The sequence below is a fragment of the Thioalkalivibrio sp. ALE25 genome, from assembly GCF_000377285.1.
Taxonomy (GTDB): Bacteria; Pseudomonadota; Gammaproteobacteria; order Ectothiorhodospirales; family Ectothiorhodospiraceae; genus Thioalkalivibrio.
On sequence record NZ_KB897928.1, the window covers coordinates 1 to 22,739 of the forward strand.

General features: G+C 59.6%; 16 protein-coding genes and 4 pseudogenes. 8 read left to right on the forward strand and 12 right to left on the reverse strand.

Annotated features, from left to right (window positions below):
- The first annotated feature begins 69 nt into the window (after window positions 1-69).
- A protein-coding gene (locus C996_RS14010; RefSeq protein ID WP_155985232.1) for an IS3 family transposase occupies window positions 70-1,247 on the forward strand; the annotation gives its coding sequence in 2 pieces (ribosomal slippage) (window positions 70-337 and window positions 337-1,247; 1,179 coding nt in all).
- Between the two features lie 375 nt (window positions 1,248-1,622).
- On the opposite strand, the gene C996_RS14490 is transcribed toward C996_RS14010, so the two are convergent.
- The 7 genes and pseudogenes from C996_RS14490 to C996_RS0104075 all read right to left on the reverse strand — a co-directional run bounded on the left by C996_RS14490 (window position 1,623) and on the right by C996_RS0104075 (window position 9,262).
- Complete coding sequence (locus C996_RS14490; RefSeq protein ID WP_155985233.1) at window positions 1,623-1,997, reverse strand: hypothetical protein; 375 nt, start codon at window positions 1,995-1,997, stop codon at window positions 1,623-1,625.
- A gap of 151 nt (window positions 1,998-2,148) precedes the next feature.
- A pseudogene (locus tag C996_RS13735) lies at window positions 2,149-2,514 on the reverse strand (nuclease-related domain-containing protein); the annotation flags it as partial.
- Window positions 2,515-2,760: 246 nt separating this feature from the next.
- Complete coding sequence (locus C996_RS14495) at window positions 2,761-3,102, reverse strand: hypothetical protein (protein ID WP_155985234.1); 342 nt, start codon at window positions 3,100-3,102, stop codon at window positions 2,761-2,763.
- Window positions 3,103-3,258: 156 nt separating this feature from the next.
- A complete protein-coding gene (locus C996_RS14500; RefSeq protein ID WP_155985235.1) occupies window positions 3,259-4,311 on the reverse strand; it encodes a hypothetical protein in 1,053 nt (350 codons plus the stop codon).
- 75 nt (window positions 4,312-4,386) lie between these two features.
- Window positions 4,387-4,545: a hypothetical protein gene (locus C996_RS14505; RefSeq protein WP_155985236.1), complete on the reverse strand. Its 159-nt coding sequence runs from the start codon at window positions 4,543-4,545 to the stop codon at window positions 4,387-4,389.
- Entirely contained in the window at window positions 4,542-8,030 is a 3,489-nt protein-coding gene (locus tag C996_RS0104070; protein ID WP_018866189.1) for a DNA methyltransferase, read from the reverse strand. Before C996_RS0104070 ends, C996_RS14505 begins: the two co-directional genes overlap by 4 nt.
- 329 nt (window positions 8,031-8,359) lie before the next feature.
- Window positions 8,360-9,262, reverse strand: a complete 903-nt coding sequence (locus C996_RS0104075; protein WP_018866190.1) for a complex I NDUFA9 subunit family protein — start codon at window positions 9,260-9,262, stop codon at window positions 8,360-8,362.
- Between the two features lie 391 nt (window positions 9,263-9,653).
- Between C996_RS0104075 and C996_RS14710 the strand changes: the two genes are divergently transcribed.
- From C996_RS14710 to C996_RS14715, 3 genes are all read left to right on the forward strand, one after another.
- Complete coding sequence (locus tag C996_RS14710; RefSeq protein WP_231291122.1) at window positions 9,654-10,151, forward strand: hypothetical protein; 498 nt, start codon at window positions 9,654-9,656, stop codon at window positions 10,149-10,151.
- A gap of 634 nt (window positions 10,152-10,785) precedes the next feature.
- Window positions 10,786-12,810: a hypothetical protein gene (locus tag C996_RS0104085; RefSeq protein ID WP_018866192.1), complete on the forward strand. Its 2,025-nt coding sequence runs from the start codon at window positions 10,786-10,788 to the stop codon at window positions 12,808-12,810.
- Complete coding sequence (locus C996_RS14715) at window positions 12,810-15,971, forward strand: integrase (RefSeq protein WP_231367131.1); 3,162 nt, start codon at window positions 12,810-12,812, stop codon at window positions 15,969-15,971. Before C996_RS0104085 ends, C996_RS14715 begins: the two co-directional genes overlap by 1 nt.
- Before the next feature lie 21 nt (window positions 15,972-15,992).
- Here the strand turns inward: C996_RS14715 and C996_RS13740 are convergent, their stop codons facing one another.
- The 4 genes and pseudogenes from C996_RS13740 to lexA all read right to left on the reverse strand — a co-directional run bounded on the left by C996_RS13740 (window position 15,993) and on the right by lexA (window position 17,960).
- The gene (locus tag C996_RS13740; protein ID WP_038035627.1) at window positions 15,993-16,283 is read right to left on the reverse strand and encodes a nucleotidyltransferase family protein; all 291 of its coding nucleotides are present in this window, start codon (window positions 16,281-16,283) and stop codon (window positions 15,993-15,995) included.
- Window positions 16,284-16,370: 87 nt separating this feature from the next.
- Window positions 16,371-16,643 carry a HigA family addiction module antitoxin gene (locus C996_RS0104095; RefSeq protein WP_012982509.1) on the reverse strand — a complete coding sequence of 91 codons (273 nt, stop codon included), beginning with the start codon at window positions 16,641-16,643 and terminating at the stop codon, window positions 16,371-16,373.
- A gap of 11 nt (window positions 16,644-16,654) precedes the next feature.
- Window positions 16,655-16,933 (reverse strand): type II toxin-antitoxin system RelE/ParE family toxin, encoded by a 279-nt coding sequence (locus C996_RS0104100; protein ID WP_026279196.1) that lies wholly within the window; start codon window positions 16,931-16,933, stop codon window positions 16,655-16,657.
- Between the two features lie 338 nt (window positions 16,934-17,271).
- Window positions 17,272-17,960: pseudogene (gene lexA / locus C996_RS14720) on the reverse strand (transcriptional repressor LexA).
- A 191-nt stretch (window positions 17,961-18,151) separates the two neighbouring features.
- Between lexA and C996_RS14030 the strand changes: the two are divergent.
- From C996_RS14030 to C996_RS14510, 4 genes and pseudogenes are all read left to right on the forward strand, one after another.
- Window positions 18,152-19,696, forward strand: a complete 1,545-nt coding sequence (locus C996_RS14030; RefSeq protein ID WP_081623669.1) for a DUF945 family protein — start codon at window positions 18,152-18,154, stop codon at window positions 19,694-19,696.
- 111 nt (window positions 19,697-19,807) lie between these two features.
- Window positions 19,808-20,518: pseudogene (locus C996_RS14035) on the forward strand (IS5 family transposase); the annotation flags it as partial.
- Window positions 20,519-20,607: 89 nt separating this feature from the next.
- Complete coding sequence (locus C996_RS0104125) at window positions 20,608-21,561, forward strand: IS1595 family transposase (RefSeq protein ID WP_018866196.1); 954 nt, start codon at window positions 20,608-20,610, stop codon at window positions 21,559-21,561.
- Window positions 21,562-21,571: 10 nt separating this feature from the next.
- Window positions 21,572-21,844: pseudogene (locus tag C996_RS14510) on the forward strand (IS5/IS1182 family transposase); the annotation flags it as partial.
- Between the two features lie 32 nt (window positions 21,845-21,876).
- On the opposite strand, the gene C996_RS0104130 reads toward C996_RS14510, so the two are convergent.
- On the reverse strand, window positions 21,877-22,686 hold the full coding sequence (locus tag C996_RS0104130; RefSeq protein WP_038035629.1) for a hypothetical protein: 810 nt from the start codon (window positions 22,684-22,686) through the stop codon (window positions 21,877-21,879).
- Window positions 22,687-22,739: the final 53 nt, after the last annotated feature.

The window sequence follows — 22,739 nt, forward strand, 5'->3', positions numbered from 1 at the left end:
CTGAGCTGGTCTAATTTCCGTGGACACCTCGTTAGGTGGGACGATACCCCCTGGACGAGGAGAACAACCATGGCACGCAAGCGCCGAAGTTTTTCAAGCGAATACAAGGAGCGCGTGGCCCGGATGGTGGTCGATGACGGTCTGGAGGTCTCGGTCGTATGCCGGGATCAGGATCTAGGCGAGACGGCCGTTCGCCGCTGGGTCGATCAGCTCAAGGCGGAGCGCACGGGGCAACCGGGCGAGGGTCGGCCGCTGACGGCGGAACAACAAAGGATTCGCCAGCTCGAGGAGGAGAACCGGCGGTTGAAGGAGGACAAGGAGCTGTTAAAAAAAGCGTCGGCCTTCTTCGCCCGGGAACTGAAGTGATGCATCGCTGCATCACGCGGTTGAGCGGAGAAGGCCCTGTCCATCGTCTTTGTCGGCTGCTGGGAGTGAGCCGGGCCGGCTATTACGAGGCGCGGGCACGGGCCGAACGCCCAAGCGTGCCCTGCGCCGCTGGCGCTCACCTTGAGCGGGTGTTCGCGGCTTCCGGGCGAACCTACGGCAGCCGGCGTTTGGCAAAAGCCTTACAGGCGGATGGCACCGTCGTGGGCCGTTACCGGGTGCGGACGCTGATGCGCGAGCGCGGCCTGCGGCCCGTCTGGCGGCGGCGCTTCGTGACCACCACGCAACGCGACGACAGGGCCCCTGTCGCCGAAAACCACCTCAACCGCGAGTTCACCCCGGCCGGACCGAACCAGGCATGGGCGTCCGACATCACCTATATCCCAACCGCCACCGGCTGGAGCTACCTGGCGGTCATCCTCGACCTGTACTCGCGCAAGGTCATCGGTTGGGCCCTCGATCGGCAGATGCCGGCGAGCCTGACCTGCGAGGCGCTGCGCATGGCGCTGGAGCAGCGCCAACCGGAGCCGGGACTGCTGCTGCACTCCGACCAGGGTTGCCAATACACCAGCGCCGCCTGGCGGCGGCTACTGGCCCGGCACCAGATCCAGGCGAGCATGAGCCGCCGGGGTAACTGCTGGGACAATGCCGTCGTCGAGCGCTTCTTCCTGAGCCTCAAGACGGAACGCGTCTGGCAGCGCCGCTACGCAAACCACGGCGAGGCGCGGCGGGATATCACGGACTACATCGCTCGGTTCTACAACACCGTTCGCATCCACTCGACGCTGGGCTACCTGCCTCCCAGCATCTACGAGCAACCAACGGCAGCCAATCCACCTAACGCGGTGTCCGAAATCACTTGACCACCACATTCTCCTGCGGCGAGCTCTACCCCGTCACGCGCCCCCTTGCACCACATAGGGCAAGACGGTATCTACCGGGGCTCGTTCGTATCCCGAGCCGGTCGTCATCCCCGAACCCGCGTAGCGGTTATCCGGGATCTCCGGCGCCGGGTTAGAACCTCGTTATTGCGATCCCGGCTCTTCGCTACGCTCGGCTGGGATGACTGCGAGAGAACCGGAAGAAGGTGGGTGTCCTCTTTCTTTCAGTCCCTGGCCTGGAAAATCATGTGCTTGCATGGGGTCAGACCTTGCCGTTTGGACCTTGCCTTTTGCCTCTCCCTTGATTCGTGGGCAAAAGACAAGGTCTGACCCCTAGTTGACGTGACCCGCTATTGTTTAGCCAACCTTCGCGAGCATCTCGTCCAAAACCGCTTGGCGCTTGAGGCGATCGTTTGTTATCTCCCCTAAACTCTCAATTATTTCCACTGCTTGTGTGAATACAGCTGTTCCATCCGCGCTATGGTGCTTGAATGTGTCGATGATTTTCTGAGCGTAACCTTCCATTTTTCGAGCCCCAAGCGGAGGCGCCTCCCTTCCGGAGACTATTGCTGCCACCAAAGGAAGAATGTGCCACTTAAATCGACGCATATTCTGCGGAATCGTGTTATTTGAAGTAAGAAGGTGAAAGCGGTAAAGGGCCAGTGCGCTAGCGTAATAAATTATTTCTCTGTTTTCCTCACTGAAGATTCGCTGACCAAATTCTTCATACATCCGTTTTGGATACTTAAATGACAGATCAGGGCGTCTGCAGAACATTGCACACACACACTTTGCGGCGCTAGGAGTCATGGGGTCAGACCTTGCCTTTTGCCTCTCCCTTGATGCGGGGCTAAAGGCAAGGTCTGACCCCAAAGTCCTTTTATTTCTCCACGTTCTGGCGAAGAAGATCCTTGACCAAGGCCTCTTGCAGCTCCGCCTGCCGCACAGGCGAGGGCATGCCGTACCAGTCGCCGCGGTAGCTACGCGACCACTCCCCATGGCCGTTCACCTTCACCTCGCCATAGATGCTCTTTGACTCGATGATGACCAGCCCATAGGGGTGCACCACCAGATGATCGACCTGTGCGCGCTCCCCGTTATGCTCGATGCGCAGATCGTTGATGATCCGCACAGTCTCATCGTCGCCAAACTCGCGCCGCAGGTAGAACGCGACATCCTGTTCCTGCTGGTGCCCGGCCTTTGAGCGTTCATCCTGGCCGTTTGGGCCGTCCTTCTCCTTAAGAATCATCGAATCTCCTGAGTTGAGTCGTACAGCCTCTCCGTCGCCGCCCTACACGATTTCCGCCAGGCGCCCCCAGCGGCCGATTTCAGCGTCAAAATGGGCGCCTTAAGGCGTTGAACAAGCCTTCAGGGGGCGTTAATCGTCTGCAATACCGATAGTTACCGTGGTCCGACCCCGTTATCCGTCTGCAGTGGTCCGACCCGGTCATGCGTGGTCCGGCCCCGTTATGGCCTCATCGCCTGGAGCCGAGGGTTAGGTTGCCCCATGAGTTCGCAGCCGCGCCTCAGAAGCCCGTCCTTCAAGTTGGGCCAGAGCTTTCTGCACGCGATCAAATATCGCGCGATCAAATCCCGATTGGTCCTTGAACTTCTTTACGGCTGCTTTTGCTTCTGCCTTTGATAACTGAAACTGAACGTTAGCTTCGCCCTTCCAACTAAGCACCACTGAAAACATATCTTCTTCATTCCAGCTCACGTCAATTTGGGGAAAACCAGAAAAGGAAAAGCGGTTCACGCGCAAATCATGAATCGCCGCCTCCGCGACGGCCCCCGCGAGCTCACAGCTGGAAAAACCTAAGTTAGGAAAAGATGCCATAACTGCCTCCTGACAATATAACGCCTCAATAACCGGCGGCGGTAACGGAGCGAAGCGCAGTGTAACCCGTCCGGGGCCGAGAAGAAGATGGAGGTCCTCTTTCTTAGCTTCTTTTGCAAGACTCCCAGAAAATAAGTCTGTCCCCATTTTCGCGCATTAATCATCTTTTTCTTCTAATCGCTTCACTTCCCTCTCCAGCCTCCTGATATCTTTGAATCGATCCCGAAGGCTATTTTTCTCTGTGGCGGCCGGCGCCTGCTCTGCGTCTTGTTCATCATTTTCAGGCATAACAAAATCGATCTCTCCTCCTTTTTCTATGAAGTCGAAAAGTTTTCTTATCGAACTTGTCAATTCAGCAACCTTATCCCCTTCCGCGCCAGAATCTATGCCGAGCTCCCTAATAGTGGCCCCAGCTATTTCCTCGACAGCTTTTTCCTTGTGCTTCTGTGCTGCTCTTTCCAAGGCCTCCTCTGCTTCCCTATTATTAATTTCAAGCTCCCGCACCTCCTGCGCTTTTCGCTTTATATCATAATACCTTTCCACCACTTTAAGAGACTGCAATAGAATACCGCTTATAGTCGTCGCAATCCCGTACACGGTTAGCAGCGAGATTATTATCGACCCCTTGCTCGCCCCAGTAACAGATAAAGCCTCTGGGGACTGATTGTGAGCCATCGATACACCTCGAGCTATATCCCACCAAGTCTTACTCCAATCTCTTAGATCGGTAATATTTCTAACACTCGCGTCGCCGGAAAAATGCACCCGGAGAAGAACCTGACCCTCAACAACAGTAACACCTTCCGACCCAACGATCTTCTCGAGAAGTTCGTTCTGCTGCTTTACCCACTGGACCCCTTCGCTTATTTCGGTCGAACACTGCTTGATACCCTGAGCCGCACTGGCTATATCAAGAGAATTTCTAAATAGAATCCCTTCGACCCTATTAACCCCATCTTTGCCAATATTTTGAGCGACCCCCAGCTTCTCTAGAATATCTATTTGACCTAATGAAAGCTCCTCCAATGGCACCGTATGTATTGCATCAATCAACGTATCCCTTTGTTTCTGAAATGGTTGCTTCTGCTGGTTTGACTGAGCATTCTGAATCAGAATCTTTTGCAGCTGCTGGTATTTTTGAGGGATGCCGGTTTCGACTATTTCGTTATTAACCCAATCGGTAAGCTCATAAAGCTCTTCTACTTCCATTAGTGCTCCTTTTTCGCGTTAACCTTCACGAGGCCTGACTAGCCCCACCCTCTTTTATGAGGTTTAGCATTTGCTTCATTCAATTTCACAAAACTTCACTAGCTTCACGCCCAGGCGGGCAACGCCAATAACTCTGACCAGTTTATTTTTAAAACGGGTTGTGCCGCGCGTGGTTTGTGCGGTCGGCGACTTAGTCACGCCCGACAGACGTTCGTTGGCGTAGTCATTGGTCATATCAGGCGCCAGTGGTCGTTGTCGGTGGTGGCCTGGCCGAGGATTTGGAGGGCGGCGAGGACTTGGGTGATCGACTTTGTGGGTTTGCGCTTGAAGTGGGTGGCCAGGGCTTCCGGGGTCTGGGGGCCGATGGTGAGGAGGCGGCGGACGGCTTCGACCTGGTCGGGCATGGATTTGGGCCAGGTGGGCTTTTTGGCGGGTTCGGTCGGGGTATCGGCGGCGGCCTCGGGTTTGGCTTCCAGGGTGGCGGTGGTCTGGGTGGCTTCGGGGGCCTGGTAGTCGGGGCGGAGCCAGCGGATGTGGCCCTGGGCTTCTTCGGCGGCGCGCTCCGCGTTGAGTGCGACGAGGCGGCCGAGTAGTTCTTCTTCGGCTTCGGCCTGGTCAGCGGGTTTGTCCGGCAGCGGGGTGGTGGCGCCGGGGCGGCCGACGAGGCGGTCGGCGAGGTCGTTCCAGCCGTAGGCGTCGAAGACGGCGCGGTCGAGGTTGTCGTGGAGCTCGCGCAGGAGGGAGACGAGGCCCTGTTCGTGCGTGGTGCGTTCCTTGGCGGTCAGCGGTTCTTCGGCGCGCAGTTTTTCCAGCACGTTGTACATGCCGGTGAGGGTGAGGTCCGGGTGTTCGGCCTGGCGTGCTTTGCGGTGGGCGTCGATGCGTTCGGCGAGGTCGCCGATGGTGGTGGCCTGCTGATCGTCGAGTTCCGGGAAGGGGAAGGTCTCGAAGCAGCGGGTCTTGTTGTAGCGAACGTCGCCAACGTACGCGCCCAAGGAGCCGCCGTTAGCGTTGGCCCAGCGAAAGTGTGTCCGGCTGGAAAGAACCCCTAGGTGATAGGGATTGCTTGTGGCAATACAGACAACCATATGGTCTGCAACATAGGATGAGGGTATGAACTGAAAGACACGATGCTTGGCGGTTTCGGTTGTGCCGATGAACCGGTCAAGGTTTTCGGTCGCTTGTCGTAATTTGGGGCGCTCCCATCCGAAACGCCACCAGAGGATTCTGATCGATTCCCTTCGGTTTTGGTCTCGTTCGGGTTTTACCCGGTCGAGAAGATGCTGAAAAGCGACCGGGTTTGCCTCCCTTGCCTGCTCCTCATTCATTCCTGAAAAGTCAATAACGTATCTTTCTCTAGGGGCTTGTAGTAGATCTTTTCCACCTAGGTAAGGGCGGATCACGGACGTACCGTGCTGGCGGTATTTCTGAGCCGTTGTTGGGTCGAGGACAAAGCCAGACCCGTGTAAAGCGGAGCCCATTCCGCTAACGCCGCGGGATGCGGATAGGGCGGTAGCGTGACCGACATTGGCGCCGATGCGAAGATTAGAGAAGACTTTCCCACGAAGGCTTTCGAGAGTTACCTGAGCGTAGTCGGAGCTGTATGCTTTCTCCGACCGAACGCGCTTGATATCACCATCGTTATTACCAGCCTCTGCGACTGTCATACTGATCCTGACGGCGGCCCCATCTGCAGAGTCCACCCATGGGTGATCCGGAATGGCAAAAATGATGGAGAGGGGTTTTTGGGCAGAGAGGTGTGGATCGATTACCCGACGATTGAATGACTGACCGATGCTGTTTGTCGTGATGAAACCGAAGCGCAGGATGTCCCCTTTGCGCACCTTTTCAGCGGCGAGTTGCCACCAATACATGACGAAGTCGGCCGAGTTCGGCACATCTTTCTTGTACGTTGCCCTGAGCGCATCGACGTAGCCATCGCCCAAGGCTGACCTCATGCGTTTGGTGCCGATGAAGGGCGGGTTGCCGACGATGTAGTCGGCTTCGGGCCAATCCGCCTTGGTCGGGTTGATGTAGCGGTAAACGGTGGTGCGGGCGGTCTCGTCGGGGATGAGTTCGCCGGTGACGGGGCTTTTCTTGTAGCTGATGCCGTCCCAGATGGTCACGGGCTGGCCGTGGTCGTCGGTCATGGGTTCGCGGGCATCAAAGTCGATCAGCGCGTCGCGGCATTCGATGTTGTGGAAGTCGCGCAGGATGGGTTCGGGCAGGCTGAGGCGGCCGTGCAGGCGGTAGTGCCATTGCAGGTAGCCGATCCACAGCACGATTTCGGCGATGGCGGTGGCGCGCGGGTTGATCTCCAGCCCGAGGAATTGGTGCGGGTCGACGGTGAGGCCTTCGGTGTCGAAGGTGGCCTGGCCGGCGCTCAGGTCGCGGATGAGGTTGAGCACTTCGCCTTCGAGGCGCTTGAGGTGTTCCATCGCGACGTAGAGGAAGTTGCCCGAGCCGCAGGCGGGGTCGAGCACGCGCGTTTCGCACAGTCGGTGGTGGAAGCGGCGCAGCTCGTCCAGGGCCTTGTCGGGCTTGTTCTGTTGCAGCCAGGCCTCGGCGGCGACCTGCACGGTGTTCCATTCGGCGCGCAGGGGCTCGATGAGCGTGGGCATGACCAGGCGTTCCACGTAGGCGCGCGGGGTGTAGTGGGCGCCGAGCTTGTGGCGTTCGCGCGGGTCCAGCGCGCGTTCCAGCAGGGTGCCGAAGATGGCGGGTTCGACGAAGCGCCAGTCGGCCTTGCCGGCCTGGATGAGCAGGCCGATCTGGTCGGCGGTGAGCGGGATGGGGTCGATGTTCTGGAACAGGCCGCCGTTGAAGCGCTGCAGCTTGTGCATCAGCTGGCCTTCATAGCCGCCGGTGTTCATCGTCTCCCACAGCGAGCGCATGGCGTCGGGGAAGTGCTCGGGGTTCTGCTGCAGGCGCTCGAGCAGGGCGGTGAAGCTGCCCTTGGGCAGGAGTTCGACGTCCTCGCTGAACATGGTGAACAGGCAGCGCTTGAGGAAGTGGGCGACGCGCTCGACATCAAAGCCCTGCTGTTCCAGGGATTTGGCGAGTTCGGCCAGGCGCGCGCTGACCTCGCGGGTGACGCGGGCGGCGTGCTTGCTGGCGTCGAGCTGGTCGGGCGCCAGCCACAGATGGTGCAGGCGTTGCTGGATCTCGGGGTCGCGCAGGTCTTCCAGGCGGATGCGGTGGCGGCTCGGGTCCGGGTAGGGGACGTAGGTGCCGCCGGAGCGGGAGAACTCGGAGTAGAGCTCCAGGCTGCGGCCGACATCGGTAACCACGATGAACGGCGGGCGGCCTTCGTCTTGCGGCAGGGCGCGCACGTACTGGTCGGCCTGGTTCTGCGCGGCGAGCATGGCCTTGTCCCAGCCCTGGGTGTGCAGGCCCTTGCCGGTCTGCTTGGCCTCCAGCACGAAGCAGCCGCGGCGGTAGAGGTCGATGTAGCCGCGGTTCTCGCTGCCGTCCGGGTTGCGGATGGTGACGCGGCGTTCGAACACGTAGGCGTTGTCGGCGGTGTCGTCGCTGGCCGGGTCGGGCTGGGGCAGGTCCAGCAGCGCGCACAGCTCGGTGAGGAAGAGCTGGTAGTTGGCGCGCTCGCTGCCGCCGGCCTCCTGCCAGCGGTCGAGGAAGGCCTCGACCTGGTCCGGCGGGGCAATGGGGGCGGGGCCGGATTCTTCGGCGTGGGCCGGGCGGGCCGCGAGTCCATCCATGTGACGCATGTCCGTTTACGTGTTGGGCCTGACCTTACCGATTCTGTTGGCGATTGTCCTGTGGGGTGCGGCCCTTGGGTGAGCTGTGTAGTGCCGTGGTGGGTTCGTGCGTGGGAGATCTCGGCTCTTCGCTTCGCTGCGGGCGGGATGACGAGCGGGTGCTGCGGGCGGGATGACGGTGTGTGGTGGGGCACAAATTGTGGGAGTGTGCTGTGGGAGCGTGCTTGCACGCGAAGCCTTTGACTGTGTCTGGCTTTGGCAGGGGCTTCGCCTGCAAGCAGGCTCCCACAAGGGGAGGCGGGCTGGTCGGGTAATTTCTTCGGGTGGGGTTAATGGGTTGGGAGGCAGTCGGGTAGGGATTGTTCGAGCGAGTGGGGGGTGATGCCGAGGTCGGCGAAGGTGCCGAGGGTGGGGTTGGCGATGTTGTCCTGTTGCATCAGGTAGAGCTGGTCGCGGGTCAGGGGTGGGTTGGGGAGCAGTGAGCCGAGGGCGGCCAGGGCGTGCCAGACGGTAAATGGTATGGGCAGCATGGGGCGTTTGCGGCTCAGGTGCGTGAGGACCAGGGCCACGATCTGGCGGTAAGTGAGGATGTCCGGGCCGCCGAGTTCGTAGATGGGGTGTGTGGGCGGCTCGTCTGCGCACAGGCGTGCGAGGGCGCGGGCGATGTCGCTGACGTGTACCGGTTGCAGGCGGGTGGTGCCGCGGCCGAACAGGGGGATGACCGGCAGGGGCGCGAGGCCGGCCAGGTTGCGCAGGAAGGCGTCGCCCGGGCCGAAGAGGACGCTGGGGCGCACGATGACGGCGTTGGGGAATTCGTGCAGGACAGCGGCTTCGCCTTGCGCTCGGGCACGGATGTACGACGATGGCGAGCGGCTGTCGGCGCCGATGCCCGAGATCTGCACGACGCGCTCCAGGCCCGCGTTCCGGGCGGCGCGGGCGAGGCGCGCGGCGCCTTCGACGTGGATGGTGGTGAAGCGCAGGTTGCGTTGCTCCACGTACAGGCTGACGGCGTTGATAACGCCCCTGGCATCTTCCACGGCGCGGGCGACATCGGCATCGTCCCGGATGTCGGCGCGGCAGTGCTCCACTCGGGGGTGATTTTGCAGAGAATCGGGTAGTACCAGGCGGCGCGAGGCGATGCGCACGGTGTGCCCGGCGTCGAGCAGTTCGTGCACCGTGGCGCGGCCGAGAAAGCCGGTGCCGCCGAATACCGTGATGCGCTTCGGGTGCATGGTGAGCCCCTTGGTTCAAGTTCGCCGGGCGGTATGACTGAGCGACGGCTTGTCGCGCAGACTGGCCGGGTCAGCGGCGCCGTGTTGCCCCTGGGAAAGCCGGACGGCGATGCGTTGCGATGGGCTTTGACAGGGGGCGGGGAGTCGGTACAATACGCGGCTCGAAGACGACAGGCGCGTAGCTCAGCTGGTTGAGCACTACCTTGACATAGTAGTCCGCGTCCTCAGGCCCTCCCTCGAAATTCCCATATTCAAGGCCTTACGAGGCATCTGAAGTCATCCCAGATCCCCTGTTGGGCTCAAAACGTCTCTAATTGTGTCTCAAGACAAGATCCCTAGTCTGTGCCGATGTGGCACTCTAGAGTGAACACCACTCAGCACAGACCACCCCATGCCACCAAGACGCAAGCCTGAATGGAAGCAGGTGCCCTTCGGCAGCATCGTTGTTCCACCGAATAGCCCTCAAGCGCGACTCCCAGAAGCATCCATCAGGGTCGCGATCCAGAAGCTTTCGCCACACCTTTCGACGCTCGAGTTACTCCATCCGATAGTCGTTGACCAGACGGATATGAGCCTTTGTGGTGGTCATCGAACCTACCGAATTATCCGCGCATTGGCAGACGATCCAGGGCGTCTTACGTGGGTCGTATCGACGTCGTTCCAGAACACCGAGATGGTCGCGGTATTGGACGAATTGGTGTGTCCGCTCTTGGGCTCACCAACTGACGAAGAGACGATTTCCCGATACCTAAAGGCTGCGGATCAGAACGAGAAATGGCTGCGTTTTATGTGGGTTGATCCCACACGGGAGGGGATCGCGGATTTCTTGGGGGTAAGCAGACAGACGGTGCAGCGGGTGGTCAAAAAAGGGGGCGAAGCAGGTGGCTGAGGCCTCAATCTATTCATCGGTCTGCAAACTCCTAGGTCCCGATCTGTGCCGCTTGCAGGAGAGTTTTAAGGAAGATCTGCAATTGCCCGAAGGTTGTGAAGGGCTATTGCTGATTGCTGAAAATCTCGTCGATCTTGAGCCCAAGCTGTCCGTATTGGAGGAGGGCTGGGGACACCGAACAGAGCAGATTGTTCGATGGGCTAGAGAGGTGGACAACCTCAAAAATAACGAAATTCTCCGGGTCGGTTTCTCGGAACTCTTCTACGGGCATGTTGAGCGCGATCGTATCCGCCCACCCTTGCACGGCGTGTATACGAAACATGGCATTTGGGCCGCGATGTGGTTTCGTTTTTGGGATCCGCATTCGCGAACTGATCGGGGGGATACGTATGGTTGGTTGCAAGCTCAAGCCCTCATCGCATCGATCTTAGTTCGACGGCGATTCGACCTTCCAAAAAAACTGTTGGATGATCGCCGTTGCCAGGCGGGTCGGTTGATCAGGAACCTTCATGATCAGCGTACTGAGTGGCTTCTAGACCGCTTGAAGGAGTCTTGTCAGCATCCTCGGGAGTTGATGGAATCGCTGAAATACCAAGGCGAGCAAATTGGTCCGGATTGGCAGGATCCAAGGGCAATGGAGCCGGTAAAGGGGAAACGGCGCGGTCAGTATCGATCATTGCCGGCGGATCTGAAAGCGTTCGGCGATCTGCTTTCGATTGCGTACAGATTTACGGACGATCGATCTGACGGGGACTCGAAGGCGCCTCAGAAGCGAACGCAAAATGGGCGCCTTCCAGCCCAGTTTCTGTACTCCCACCATGCGATGTACTGGTCCATCCTCAAGCGCATAGAGGATGTGCAACTGTGGAAAGAATCAGGGATCGAGCTGGGGTTCTACGTTCCGAGTGGCGAAGCTCGAAAGGAACTGCTCGATGCGGACATAGATCCTGCGGAGTTCGGGGATCCGGAAGGCGCCGCGATTGCGATTGAAGATGTACTGGGGTTCGACCCGGACATGTCGGATCTGGGTGCATTGCCCCACCTTTCGACAGTGTTCGCCAAGGCGGCGCACAGAGGCCGCCATATCGCGGTCCAAAATCAGCGACTCCGAATCGCTCGGTCGCGACCTAGGCTCCAGGAGATCAAGCGCCTCGTTAGCGGTCTGAACGATGTTTACAGGATGGCGAGCTCCAGCCAACTGCCCGACGAAATTTCCGCGTCTGAGCGCGAAAAGCTTTGTCGCACGGTGGAGTTCGCCGCGGCGTGCCTGGTCACAGGCACGCCGGCCCAGGCTGTGAGGAATGCGCGAATTCTCGTGGAGGCTGATATAGGGCAACCGCCGAGCGAACTCAATATCGACCTGGCGTCTGGAGTATGGGTTCGTAGCTACGAAGGACCGGAACGCAGGAAGGTTCGAGAGGACGTCGCGAGTGAGATGATTCCGAGCACACAAAAGGTTTTGATCCCGGATGTCTGGGGCCTTCTTCGATGGAAGAACGGGACGGCGATTGGCGAAAAGCCGTTCGCCATGCACCAACTGGATACGTACACCGACGTATGGGATCGCCGGGTTCGTCCTCTGCTCAAGCGGATGGGTGTGTCGGACCGTCACCAGACATTTGACGGTATTGCGGCGGTGTTGCCGGCCTGGTTCAGAGGCCTGGAAGAGGGTGAGCATGTCAGCGCCTCGATGTTATTCGGACAGAAAGATCCGCTCGCGGCTACGCACCAGTTCTACACCGCCGTTAACCGGGAGAAGCTCGCGCAGAGGTTTCAAGAGGTCCTGGATGACCTGGGTGCCGCTATCGCACTTCCAACAGTCGATCAACGGAATGACGCTGTTCTGGCTCGATGCCCGGCGGCTTCATGTACAAAGGCGACGATTGACCCTAAAAAGAAAACCTGGGTTGGGGATGATCGGACGCCACGCATCACGCCGATGGCCGATTTTCTGCAGGAAGTCCGCGACCGGATCGTGGCCGCGCACGTTGGATCTGCGTATACGCTCCATAACCGGCTCGCCCTTTATACGGCATTGGCGTTGGTTCTCGTAACGGGGGCCCGCGCCATCCGTACCCCCATCCCAGATCTCACTGCGATCCATGGGCCAACCCGAACGCTCTGCCTGCAAGAGAAGGACCGTGGTGACGGTTTGCACGCTCGTCTCGCTCTGATGCCGCAACGGGTGTACGACCAGGTACAGATCTATCTCACCTGGCTGCAACGGAGCTTTCTTTCGGGTTCGTTGGACATGCCAACGGTGCTTCAACTCAAGGCGACCAAAAGCCGGGATCGGAGCCGCTACGGGGCGGAAGGCTTTCTGCTGGACCTTAGGAAATCCCTCTATTTCTGGGAGGAGGTAGCGAGGGACGAGTGGCGTCCGGTGGAGATGACCGGGAAAAGCCTGCAACAGCAGTGCGAGCAAGTGAGCAAGAATTCGTGGCCTATTGAGAACCAGGCGCGCCATTTTCATCGGACCTATCTGACGTGGTTGGATGTGCCCTCGACGGTCATTAACACGATGATGGGGCATTGGCACTACGGCGAGGAGCCCTGGACCGCCTACTCGGCAATGGATCCGGTGCGGTTACGGAATGAAGTTGAACCGATTTTGGACCAGATGCTGGACCACCTGAAATTCGAGGTTGTCCGGATCTGATGTCTGACGCCCCGGAAACCCAGCAGGTCTGTTCGCTCTGGCGTCACCTTGTGGAGCCGATGGAAGACCTGTTAGCCCACAGGGATCATCTCTGGTGCGTTCGCGACGATCTTTCGCGGGATACCGGTTCGGCGCTTGGCAGAGTCATTTCGGCCATCGAAAAGCATCACCCGGAGGTCCTTAGGCGAGACCGGATTCCCAGGTCGGTCTGGTCCCGTGAACAGTTTGTGGCCCTGATGGACACGGTCCGTCGAGCGGCCCCGCGGGGGTTCTCTTTTCGAGCACGCTGGCGGGTAGCCGAAGTGCTCGATGCCGGTAATCGATTGGGTGTGTGGAAGATCCCACTGTATGACATTCCAGCTCCGATCCCACCGCCCGGGAGACCGACTTTTCGCCCTGATAGCTTCGAGCGCATGGTTCAGTACGAGCCGTTGTATGCGCGTTTCGTGGAGGGGTTGGGAGCCGATGTTGGGGACCTCGATGATGGACGCATGGCTTGGGGGCAGATTCTCGGTTCGTTCCTCTTGTTCGGGGGGCTGGTGCAGCCAGCGTGGCTTGCCGCGGTCCCGAATTCGCTCAAACATGCCCCGGCGCATTTGCATTGGCTGGATATCGAGCGGTCATTGCCTGACAACCAACGAGCGGTGATTCGTCGGCATTACCTGGATCCGATTACGCGTTCGGTGGTGATGCACTGGAGAGATGTTGGTTGGCCGGAGATGCCTCCTGGTAAGGGACGGAGCCCGGCGTTTCTCAGTCGCGTGATTGGTTCCTACTTGCGACGTTTGGACCCCAGCCTACGGATTCCGGACAACTGGACGGAATTGCGCGACTTCGTCGAAACCCGTCTGGCCTTGTACGTCCCACCGCACCTGATGGGGTACGCCACGGGCTTTTATAACTCCGTATCGTTGTCGCCGGAAGTAATTCAGCGAATGGAGTTCCCCCCTGGTCAGGTGCCTTCGGGCGAAGGCCTCGTCACTGCCGCCTCTGAAGGCGTAGTGCCAGTAGGACAGCCGGCTGCTGGTGAAGATGCTGACAGCCAGGGCAGGCCAATTGCCCCGCCCGCGGGCCTCTGGATTCGCGAATTGGGAAGTGCAATCCGTGGGGGATCGGCGGCGGACCCCAAACGTGTGGCGGCCTGGCTTGAACGCCAAGCGAATGGTGAGGGATCTGAGCCTGACTCGGTACCACCGAGTGTTGTGAGGATGGGAGAGTGGGCCCAGCGTTGGCTGTTTTCGAGTCGTGCCGGTGCCCGACCCATGAAACCCAAGACGGCCTACGATCGCTTCAATGCATTGGCCGTCCCTCTCGCTGGCTTTCTCGGCAACGAGGATCCGGCCGCGTTCGAATGCGTGGACGACTTCGTGGAGGTCTACACCGCCGTCCTTGAAACAGCCGATACTTTGTCAAAGCGCAAGCGGTTAGCCGCAGCTCTGGCGAGCTTTCATGACTTCCTGCGGAACGCGCAAGGGGCACCAGATATTGCGTCGGCGGGTCTCTTCACGGTTCGCGGGCGCCAGCCCCACGCCGTCGATGCCAATTTCATCGAACCGCGCGCGTTTGAATGGGCGGTACGCTGGTTGGACTATCGTTACGCCGAGGAACCTGCGCTGCGGGAAAGCCTCGTGTTGCTTGCGTGCCTTGGCTACTTTGCGGGCCTGCGGCGCTCTGAAGCGATTGGGCTGCTCATCGGTGATCTCGATGGCGAACCCGCGTGGGACTGCGTCGTGAGACCGAACCGGAATCGGGGACTCAAGAGCTCAAGTGCGCACCGAGTCGTGCCATTGGGTGTGCTTTTGCCTGCGCGCTATCTGGACCGACTGAAGCATTGGTGGGCAGCTCGCCGAGAAACTGTGGTTGCGGATGGTGGCGATCCTGCAACGGTTCCGTTGTTCTATCGTCCCCGGAAACAGGGAGCGGAGAATGACAATCTCAGGCGTTTCGATCGCGATCTGGAACGCATTACGGATGCACTGATACGGGTGACAGGTGATGGGAGCGTGCGCTATCACCATCTCCGGCATTCATTTGCGAATCAGCTCTTGCTTGCGTTGTGGCGGCACGAGCACAGCGATGATGCGCTGGTGGTCGAGCGGGTTGATCCCCTGATCGGATTTGAAGACATCGCGAAGTTACGAACAACCCTTCTTGGCGACTCCCCGGTTCAGCGCCGCAGCCTACGGCTAATCAGCGCGCTCATGGGGCACCTGACGACCGAGATCACGATGAATCACTACGTTCATCTGACGGATCTTCTTTGGGGCCAAGCCGTGCGGGGAGCGCTCCCCCCGCTGGAATTCCATGATGTGTCTCGAATGCTGGGTGTGTCCCTCAAACATGTTCAACGAAGCGAGCGAGCGTTTCAGACAGAGAACCCAGTGGTTCTATTGGAGAGGATGCTGGACCGTCGTCTCGGCAGCCCGGTCCCTGCGGAAATGGATGCAGGAGGGCACAAGCAGCTACTCCCGCCGCGTGATCCGCATGCAGCACTCCTGTCTTTGACTGAGCACTTGAATCGAGCTTCGGAGGACGACCCTAAGGTCGTTCGTTTTGTAGGACCATGGCAAGGGCCCACACTGGATGCCGTGAGGGCCTGGCTATCGGACCTTCCGGACCACTTTCGCAGACCTCCCACAGGGCGCCTTCACCGGATCATTGCTCCGCCCCGGACTCAACAGGGACTGGGGTTATCGAAGGAAGCGGTCCAGCGACTCCTGGGTGTGAAGGGCGACTGGAGCAAGGAAGAGCGCGCCCGGCTTCTTCGGATCTTTCTGTCAGGCAAGCTAGCGACTGGTCCGCTCGACGTTGTCTTGCCGTCCTTGCCCGCGCTCAATCTATGGGTGCGGTTCCTCCGAGAGACGCAGCTCGATGATGCCTTCGAATACATGCATTTCTCAGGTAAGGGTGAAGGCCGAGAAACGCCGATGGGGCAGTATCGATACTGGGCGCAGCGCGTACCGGTCACGCTCGAGTCTGGTGACGCCAATCCCGCGCCGTTCGCGGAGCATCTCCCCGAGAAACGCAGAGGCGTCGTGGTTGCCCAGCACCGACGAAGTGGCGAGGCTGCCCGGCGCCGCTGGGTGTACGGGGTTTGTTGGGCTCTCGTTATGCTGAAGGCGAACGACGAGCATTCAGAACTGGCACTGCTGACGCCATAGCGCGTGCTCCGGCCCTTTCGCTCATATGACTCGCGCTGTCTCGAGCACCTGAGATCTCCACTTTTCGGGGAGCGCGCCGGGGGTGACGACGTCGACTTCCACCCCGAGCAGTTCAGTCAATTCAACGCGGATTGCACCGATGTCCAGTAGAGAGGTCTCTTCAGTCGGATCGACGAGCAAATCCAGATCGCTGTCGGGGGTGTCCTGTCCACGAAGGACCGAGCCAAAAACACGTGCGTTATTGGCGTGGTGACGTTCGACTACTCGCCTAATGGCATCGCGGTGTTTCTCTACGGCCTTCGAGGGTTGCATGGTCCGGCGTCTCGGCTGCTTTATGAGAAAATCTTACTGCACAATGGCTAACTACAGCAGCGGGGTAGCCCCTGCACCCTTCGAACGCTACGCAGCTTGGCCGTGGCGGGCACGCCAGAGATCGTAGTCGAGCTGCATGCCCGCCCAGACTTCGGCGCGCCCGCCTCGCTCGACGCCGAGCCAACGTTCGATACGCAAAGCCATTTCGGGCGAGATGCTCGCGTGACCATGCAGCACCCGTGACAGCGCTGCCCGCGTGACGCCCAGTTCCCGGGCGGCGGCCGTTACCGACAGGCCCAGGGCTGGCAGCACATCATCGCGCAGGAGCTCTCCGGGGTGCGGCGGGTTGTGCATCGTCATAGTGACCCTCCTCAGTGGTAATCCTGATAATCGACCAGGATCACGTCACCGTTATCGAACTTGAACGTCAGCCGCCAGTTACCGCTGACTGAAACGGACCAATGCTCCGACAAGCGGCCCTTCAGCGGGTGTAGCGCCCAGCCCGGCAGGTTCATGTCCGATGGCCCACTGGCTCGGTTCAGCACTGCGAGTTGGCGCGACAGTCTTGCGGCATGTCCGTTTTGGATGCCGGCCTTGGAGCCCGTCTCAAAAAATCGCTGAAGACCTTTGTGCCGGAAGCTCTTGATCACATCTGGTATCGTATAGCGAGACTATACGCATTGCAATTGGGCTTTGGCATCGCGCCTGAGTTCCAGATCAAGGCTTGGCTGTTTCCATCATCCGCCGCAACAGAGAAACGGGCGATTTGCGGCCCCTCCGCATTGTCGTGTATCAGACGGGTTCGGAGCGCCAGTGAATGTGCTCTCATCAGCCTCTCACAACAAGCGCATGGCATCCGCTTGTGCCAACTCCGCTTCCCATAGACCGTTGCGCGTCGAATGAGTCTGTCGTCTGGATCGGTCAATTCAGTCTCGGCGGGTGCTCTGGTGGATGATGAAGGAAGAGTAGTCGGCCCTCCGCGGCGGCCTCATAGTGAATAACGCCTCATCTGCCCCACGAGTACGCCCTGGATCTGAAGCTGGTCCAGGGCAACGTGTAATGGCGGATACGCCGGATTCTCTGCATGGAGCAGCACCCCGTTCGGCGTCTGCTCGATCCGTTTAAGGGTGGCTTCCTCACCATTGATCAGAGCGACCACGACGTCACCGTTGCTCGCGTGGCTGCGGGATTCGATCACCACCCAGTCGCCATCCAGGATGCCGGCGTCCTGCATGGAGTCGCCTTTCACCTCGAGTACATAGCACTCACCCTTACCGCGCAGGCCCTGAGGCACTTCTACCGGTTCCCGGTTTTCCATTGCTTCGATTGGCTGACCGGCCGCGATACGGCCCAGCAGGGGCAGGGTAGTAGCACTTCGTTCCTCGGATGCGGCTCCGGGATCGGTGGCTAACGCCTCGAGAACATCAGGCGTAAGCCGAATCCCCCGATGGCGCCGCGGGCGGCCTGTACGTAACCCGCCGCCTCCAGTGCACGGATGTGCTTGTGCAACGAGCCGCGTGACAGCAGGCCCAGGGCCTGTCCCAGTTCATCGAGGTTCGGGGCGTGCCCCTCCGCCGCGAAGCGCAGCAAGGCCTCGAGCACTCGACGCTGGTGTGGGGTCAGTGCCTCCCTAAGTTCGCTTTGGTTCCGCCGGTGTCCGGGGCCTCCTGAACGCATTCGCGCAGGGCAGCAGATCCGTCAACGGGTCCTCTGGTCCGTTCGGGTTCCCTGTCGTATTGTGAGCAATGGTGGCGTATCTCCTCTGGCTGACTGGTTGGTGGTGCTTCCATTCCAGCCGGATACGCTGCCTTCCTCAACCCCCCCGTACACCACTTTCGACAGTAACTCGACAGCAGGAGAGTAAGCGCATGGCAAGCCTAAGAGGATTGGTTGGTGGATCACTAGCCCTCATCATTCTCCTGGTTATGGGGTGGGCCGGCTCTACTTGGTACTTGGGGGCTACCATAAACGAGAGGCTGGAGCAGGAAGTCGAGCGAATTGCGGGCTTGGCTTATGTTGAGTCTGTCGCCTACGAGAAGACTCGAGGGTTTTTGTCTACCGAGTTCTTTCTTGCGGTCCACTTTGCAGATCAGGAAAACTCGGGTTTCGGCAATAGGTCGACCGAAGGCTTCCCACCGATAGGACTATCGTCAACAATTCAGCATGGTCCAGTATTAGGGTGGTCGAGTGGAAAAACAGGTTCCGCGGCCAAAGCCGAGATACACGAAATTCTGTTCCTAGGGATGATCGTGCCGGTCTCGGATAGTAGCGTTGTGACGGGGGTTTTAGATGACCGGGTTAGTGGCAATCTCGTGGTGGATCGTCACGTAGAAACCTTTTCGGGAGAATTTCCGTCCACTGAAGCCATAGAGAATCTGTCAATGTGGTTCGAGGGAGATTCAGAAGGCTGGTCTTTAGATGTCTCAATAGATAGTTGGCGCTGGCTGCACGATGTCTCGGATGTAGATTGGATCGATAAGGAAATGGCCGAGGGTGAAATGGAGTCGATCAAGGCATCTCTTGACTATGAACCCCTTAGCGCGGGGCGCGGGCCCGTGTTCTCGTTATCGGTTGGCATCGAAGAAGCGTTTAGCATTGAAAGAGGTGCACGGAGGGGCGACGCACCTAACCAGTGGGAATTAGGAGAGTCGCAGATCCAGGTTCTGGGCCGCGGTCATGGAGTGAATTGGGATGCGGTTTGGGATTGGGACATCGTATTCTCGGCGAGCTCAGTTATTAGTCGGGATGGTGACGAGACGTTCGAAACTGGCGAGACAACCATGGAAGCAGGTGTCTCAACTGATGGTGGGTATAGTAACGTTCAGCTTAACTGGTCGTATAACGACTTGGATGTACCGTTCTTGGATTTAACGGACTTTCAAGGCCGTATGGACATTAGAAGGATACCGCCTCGCGATTTAATTAAGTTTCGGGACAAGGTGCGGGATCTCCGCTCCGATCCCCTTGGTTTCTATGAAGGGCCAGAAGGTTATGGAATTGCGACGCGTGAGGCGGCTGAAGCAGCGTTTGGCGGTCCGGCAGGGAGCGGGCTTCCGTTGTCTGCAGATGTACGCGGTCGGACTTCCGATGGCGAATGGGGTGTGCGCGGAGAGACGCGGCTAGACGTGGCGAATCTGCTTTCGCAGCCGTATCCGTTCTTGGTCCTGCTCTGGCCTGAGCCGAACCTTAGGTTAGTCTTGGATTTCGATGACGAGCTTTTGAACGCATTGTGGGGAAGGGAGCTAAAGAGGGGATATCTCGAGGAGTTTGGTCTTTCGGAACAGCCTGATGGATACACCATTCGGTTACGTGCGCACAATGGCCGGATATTTCGGGGACGACGCGATGTGACTGAGGTTTATCAGGCTTGGGTTGAGTGGCTCTTCGTGGATTCTGGAGTTGAGCACGAGTAGGCGATCGTCTGGTTTTGGTGCGGTGGTGTCGCTGCATTGCTGTACGGGATAATATGATGGCGACCATCAGTTTGATTTCATGGCGATGAACTGGCATTTAGGGATCTTTGGAAGGCGCTGAAAAAAGCGGGCATTGAGCGAGTACGAGATGGCGCCGATGTTCAGCTCGCCGTTCAGGAGGAAGGCACGGTTCGCTATGGGTATCAGGTCCATCATCGGCAAGCGAGCCCGGAGGGGCGGTACCCGACGTCCCCCAAGGATGCGGGGTGGGAGCGGATTGCAGATCTGTTAGAACGGCCTGGAGGCCGGGGAACACCCCCGAAGTACTCGCGGCGGGAGCTGGTCGATGCGTGCTGTTATGTGGTGCGAACCGGCTGCGCATGGCGCTTACTGCCGAAGGGGTTCCGGCCTTGGCAGAACGTGTACCGGACCTTCCGTCGCTGGAGCGAGCAGGGCAAGTTCGAACAGATGCATGATCGGCTGCGGGCGCAGTGGCGGGAGCGCGAGGAGCATACGCATGCGGCCACAGCGGCGGTGATCGCGGACATCCTCGAGGCGCGCCTGGATGCGCAATCCACGCGCGGATCGCCGCAAGGGGGCGAGACCAGTTATGGCGCGGGCAAGCAGATCAAAGGACGCAAGGGGCACCTGGTGGTCGATACGCTGGGCCTGCTCCTGGCGGTCAGTGTCACGGCCCCTAGTGTCCAGGATCGGGACGGCGCCCCGTCGGTAGTAGCCGACGCAAAGGACAAGTACCCGAGCATCGAGGCGCTCTTCGTCGACTCGGGGTATGCCGGCCGCTGCGCCCGGGCCATGGCTCAACCTGATTAGCGACGAGAGTCAGCCAGGCTCACTGGGTGAGCCACCCCCGGGCGTACGTTGAGGCTACACAGTGAGCGGAGAGTGGCCTCATGGCGCAGAATCGGATTCAGTTTCAGCCGGGGATGTCGTTGCCGGCATTCATCGCCCAGTACGGCACCGAGGCCCAGTGCGAGGCGGCGCTGGAGCGGGCCCGATGGCCGGCCGGCTTCCGCTGCCCGCGTTGCGGGTGCCAAGCCCACTGCGTCCTGCACGGCAGCCCGCGCAAGCTGTTTCAGTGCAACGCCTGTCGGCATCAGGCCTCGCTGATCGCCGGCACCGTGATGCAGGGAACGAAGCTGCCCCTGACCACCTGGTTTCTGGCCATCCATCTGCTCAGCCAGGCCAAGACCGGGCTCTCGGCGCTGGCGCTCAAACGCCAGCTGGGCGTCAGCTACCGCACCGCCTGGGCCCTGCAGCACAAGCTGATGCAGGCGATGACCGAGCGGGAAGCGCGCTATGGGCTCAGTGGCACCGTGCAACTGGACGATGCCTACCTGGGTGGCGAGCGCACCGGCGGCAAGGCTGGCCGCGGGTCGGAGAACAAGGTTCCGTTCGTCGCCGCCGTGTCGCTCAGCGACGCGGGGCATCCCTTGCGGGTCAAGCTGACCCCGGTCGCGGGCTTTAGCTTCCACGCCGTCACCGAATGGGCGCGGGCCTATCTGGCTCCGGGAAGCACGGTTCACTCCGATGGCCTGGCGTGCTTCCGCGCCGTCGCAAGGGCCGTCTGCCGGCACCAGCCGACGGTCGTGGCCAGGCGCAAACCCCAGGATCTTCCCGAATTCCAATGGATCAACACCGTGCTCGGCAACCTCAAGACCAGCCTCAGCGGGAGCTACCATGCATTTGCGTTCGCCAAGTACGCGGCCCGTTACCTCGCGGCATTCGCCTACCGCTTCAACCGACGCTTTGATCTGGCGATGTTGCCGGCGCGACTGCTGGTCGCCGCCGTACACTGCCGGCCCGTGCCCGAGCGGGTTCTGCGACTAGCTGACTCTCGTTGCTAATCAGGTGGCTCAATGCCAGGCCATTGACGTGCAAGTGGTCCGCCATCCCGCCAATCGCAACGTGGGCCGATGGACGGCGTCGGAACCGCCGGACCTTTTTACTGTACAGGCGGATCCGAAAGGCTTTGTGGCCTTGCCCAAGCGCTGGGCCGTGGAGCGCACCCATGCCTGGATCGAACGGGCTCGGCGCCTAGTGATGCACCACGATCGGTTGCTCCGCGTCGCAGAGAGCTGGGTATGGCTCACCGAAGCGCGTCGCCTGCTACGGCGACTTACGGCATGATCCTTTTGTAAACACCCTCTTAACGCCGAAGCTCAAGGCTGTTGATCGAGGATCAAGAGTCTCAGGACCCATCCGGATACTGAACCGGAATCTCGGAGGGCCACGTCCAGCAGCTTTTCCATTGCCCAACAGAAATGTTCATCCGAGACAGCCGAAGGCAGCAAAAATGCCTGCCCCAGAGCCGTGGCCTCCGGGTGTTGCGCGAGACGATTATCCAGAACCCGCTCCGCAAGGGATCGCTGGGTCGGAGTCAGAGTCTGTACGCTTGGATCCATGTGGGCCTCTGCGAGAATGGCTCGGCGCGAAATGTCCAGATATCGACGCAGATCCGAGCGCGACAGGCTCCACGCATATTCCATCTCGACCCTAGTGGAAGTCTCTCCAGGCAAATCTCCACGGAAGAACGCCGCACACGTTTGATTGTCAAGACCCGCAGCCATCTGCCGGATGTGCGTATACATGAATCTGAGATCGTCGGTGCTGATGCGACGCAGACCCAACGCCGCCAACTCGGCGATGGAGGCTTGGCTGAGCTCGAAAGCCATGCGTTCATGATCGGACGGGTCCGCTTCATCCATAAACTCCATGACAACTAGGGCGTTCTCAACCATCAGATCGATAATGGCCTCATCGGACAGGAGACGTTCCAGGTGCTGTCTGAAGATCGGGCGGGCTTCTTCGGGGGGGGACCAGTAATCGATTGCATTGTCGATGAGTTCATCGGAGGTCAGTAGGTCCCGAAAATTGTCGTGGCCGTTGTCTGAACCCAAGGCAGGTGATGCCGCAAGCAAGAAAATACAAGCCGCTGCGATCAGTACCGCGAATAATGGCATTCCCTTCATTTGTTATTCCCATAAGATCCAAAGGCGGAGGTGAGGTCGTCCTTGCACGTCTA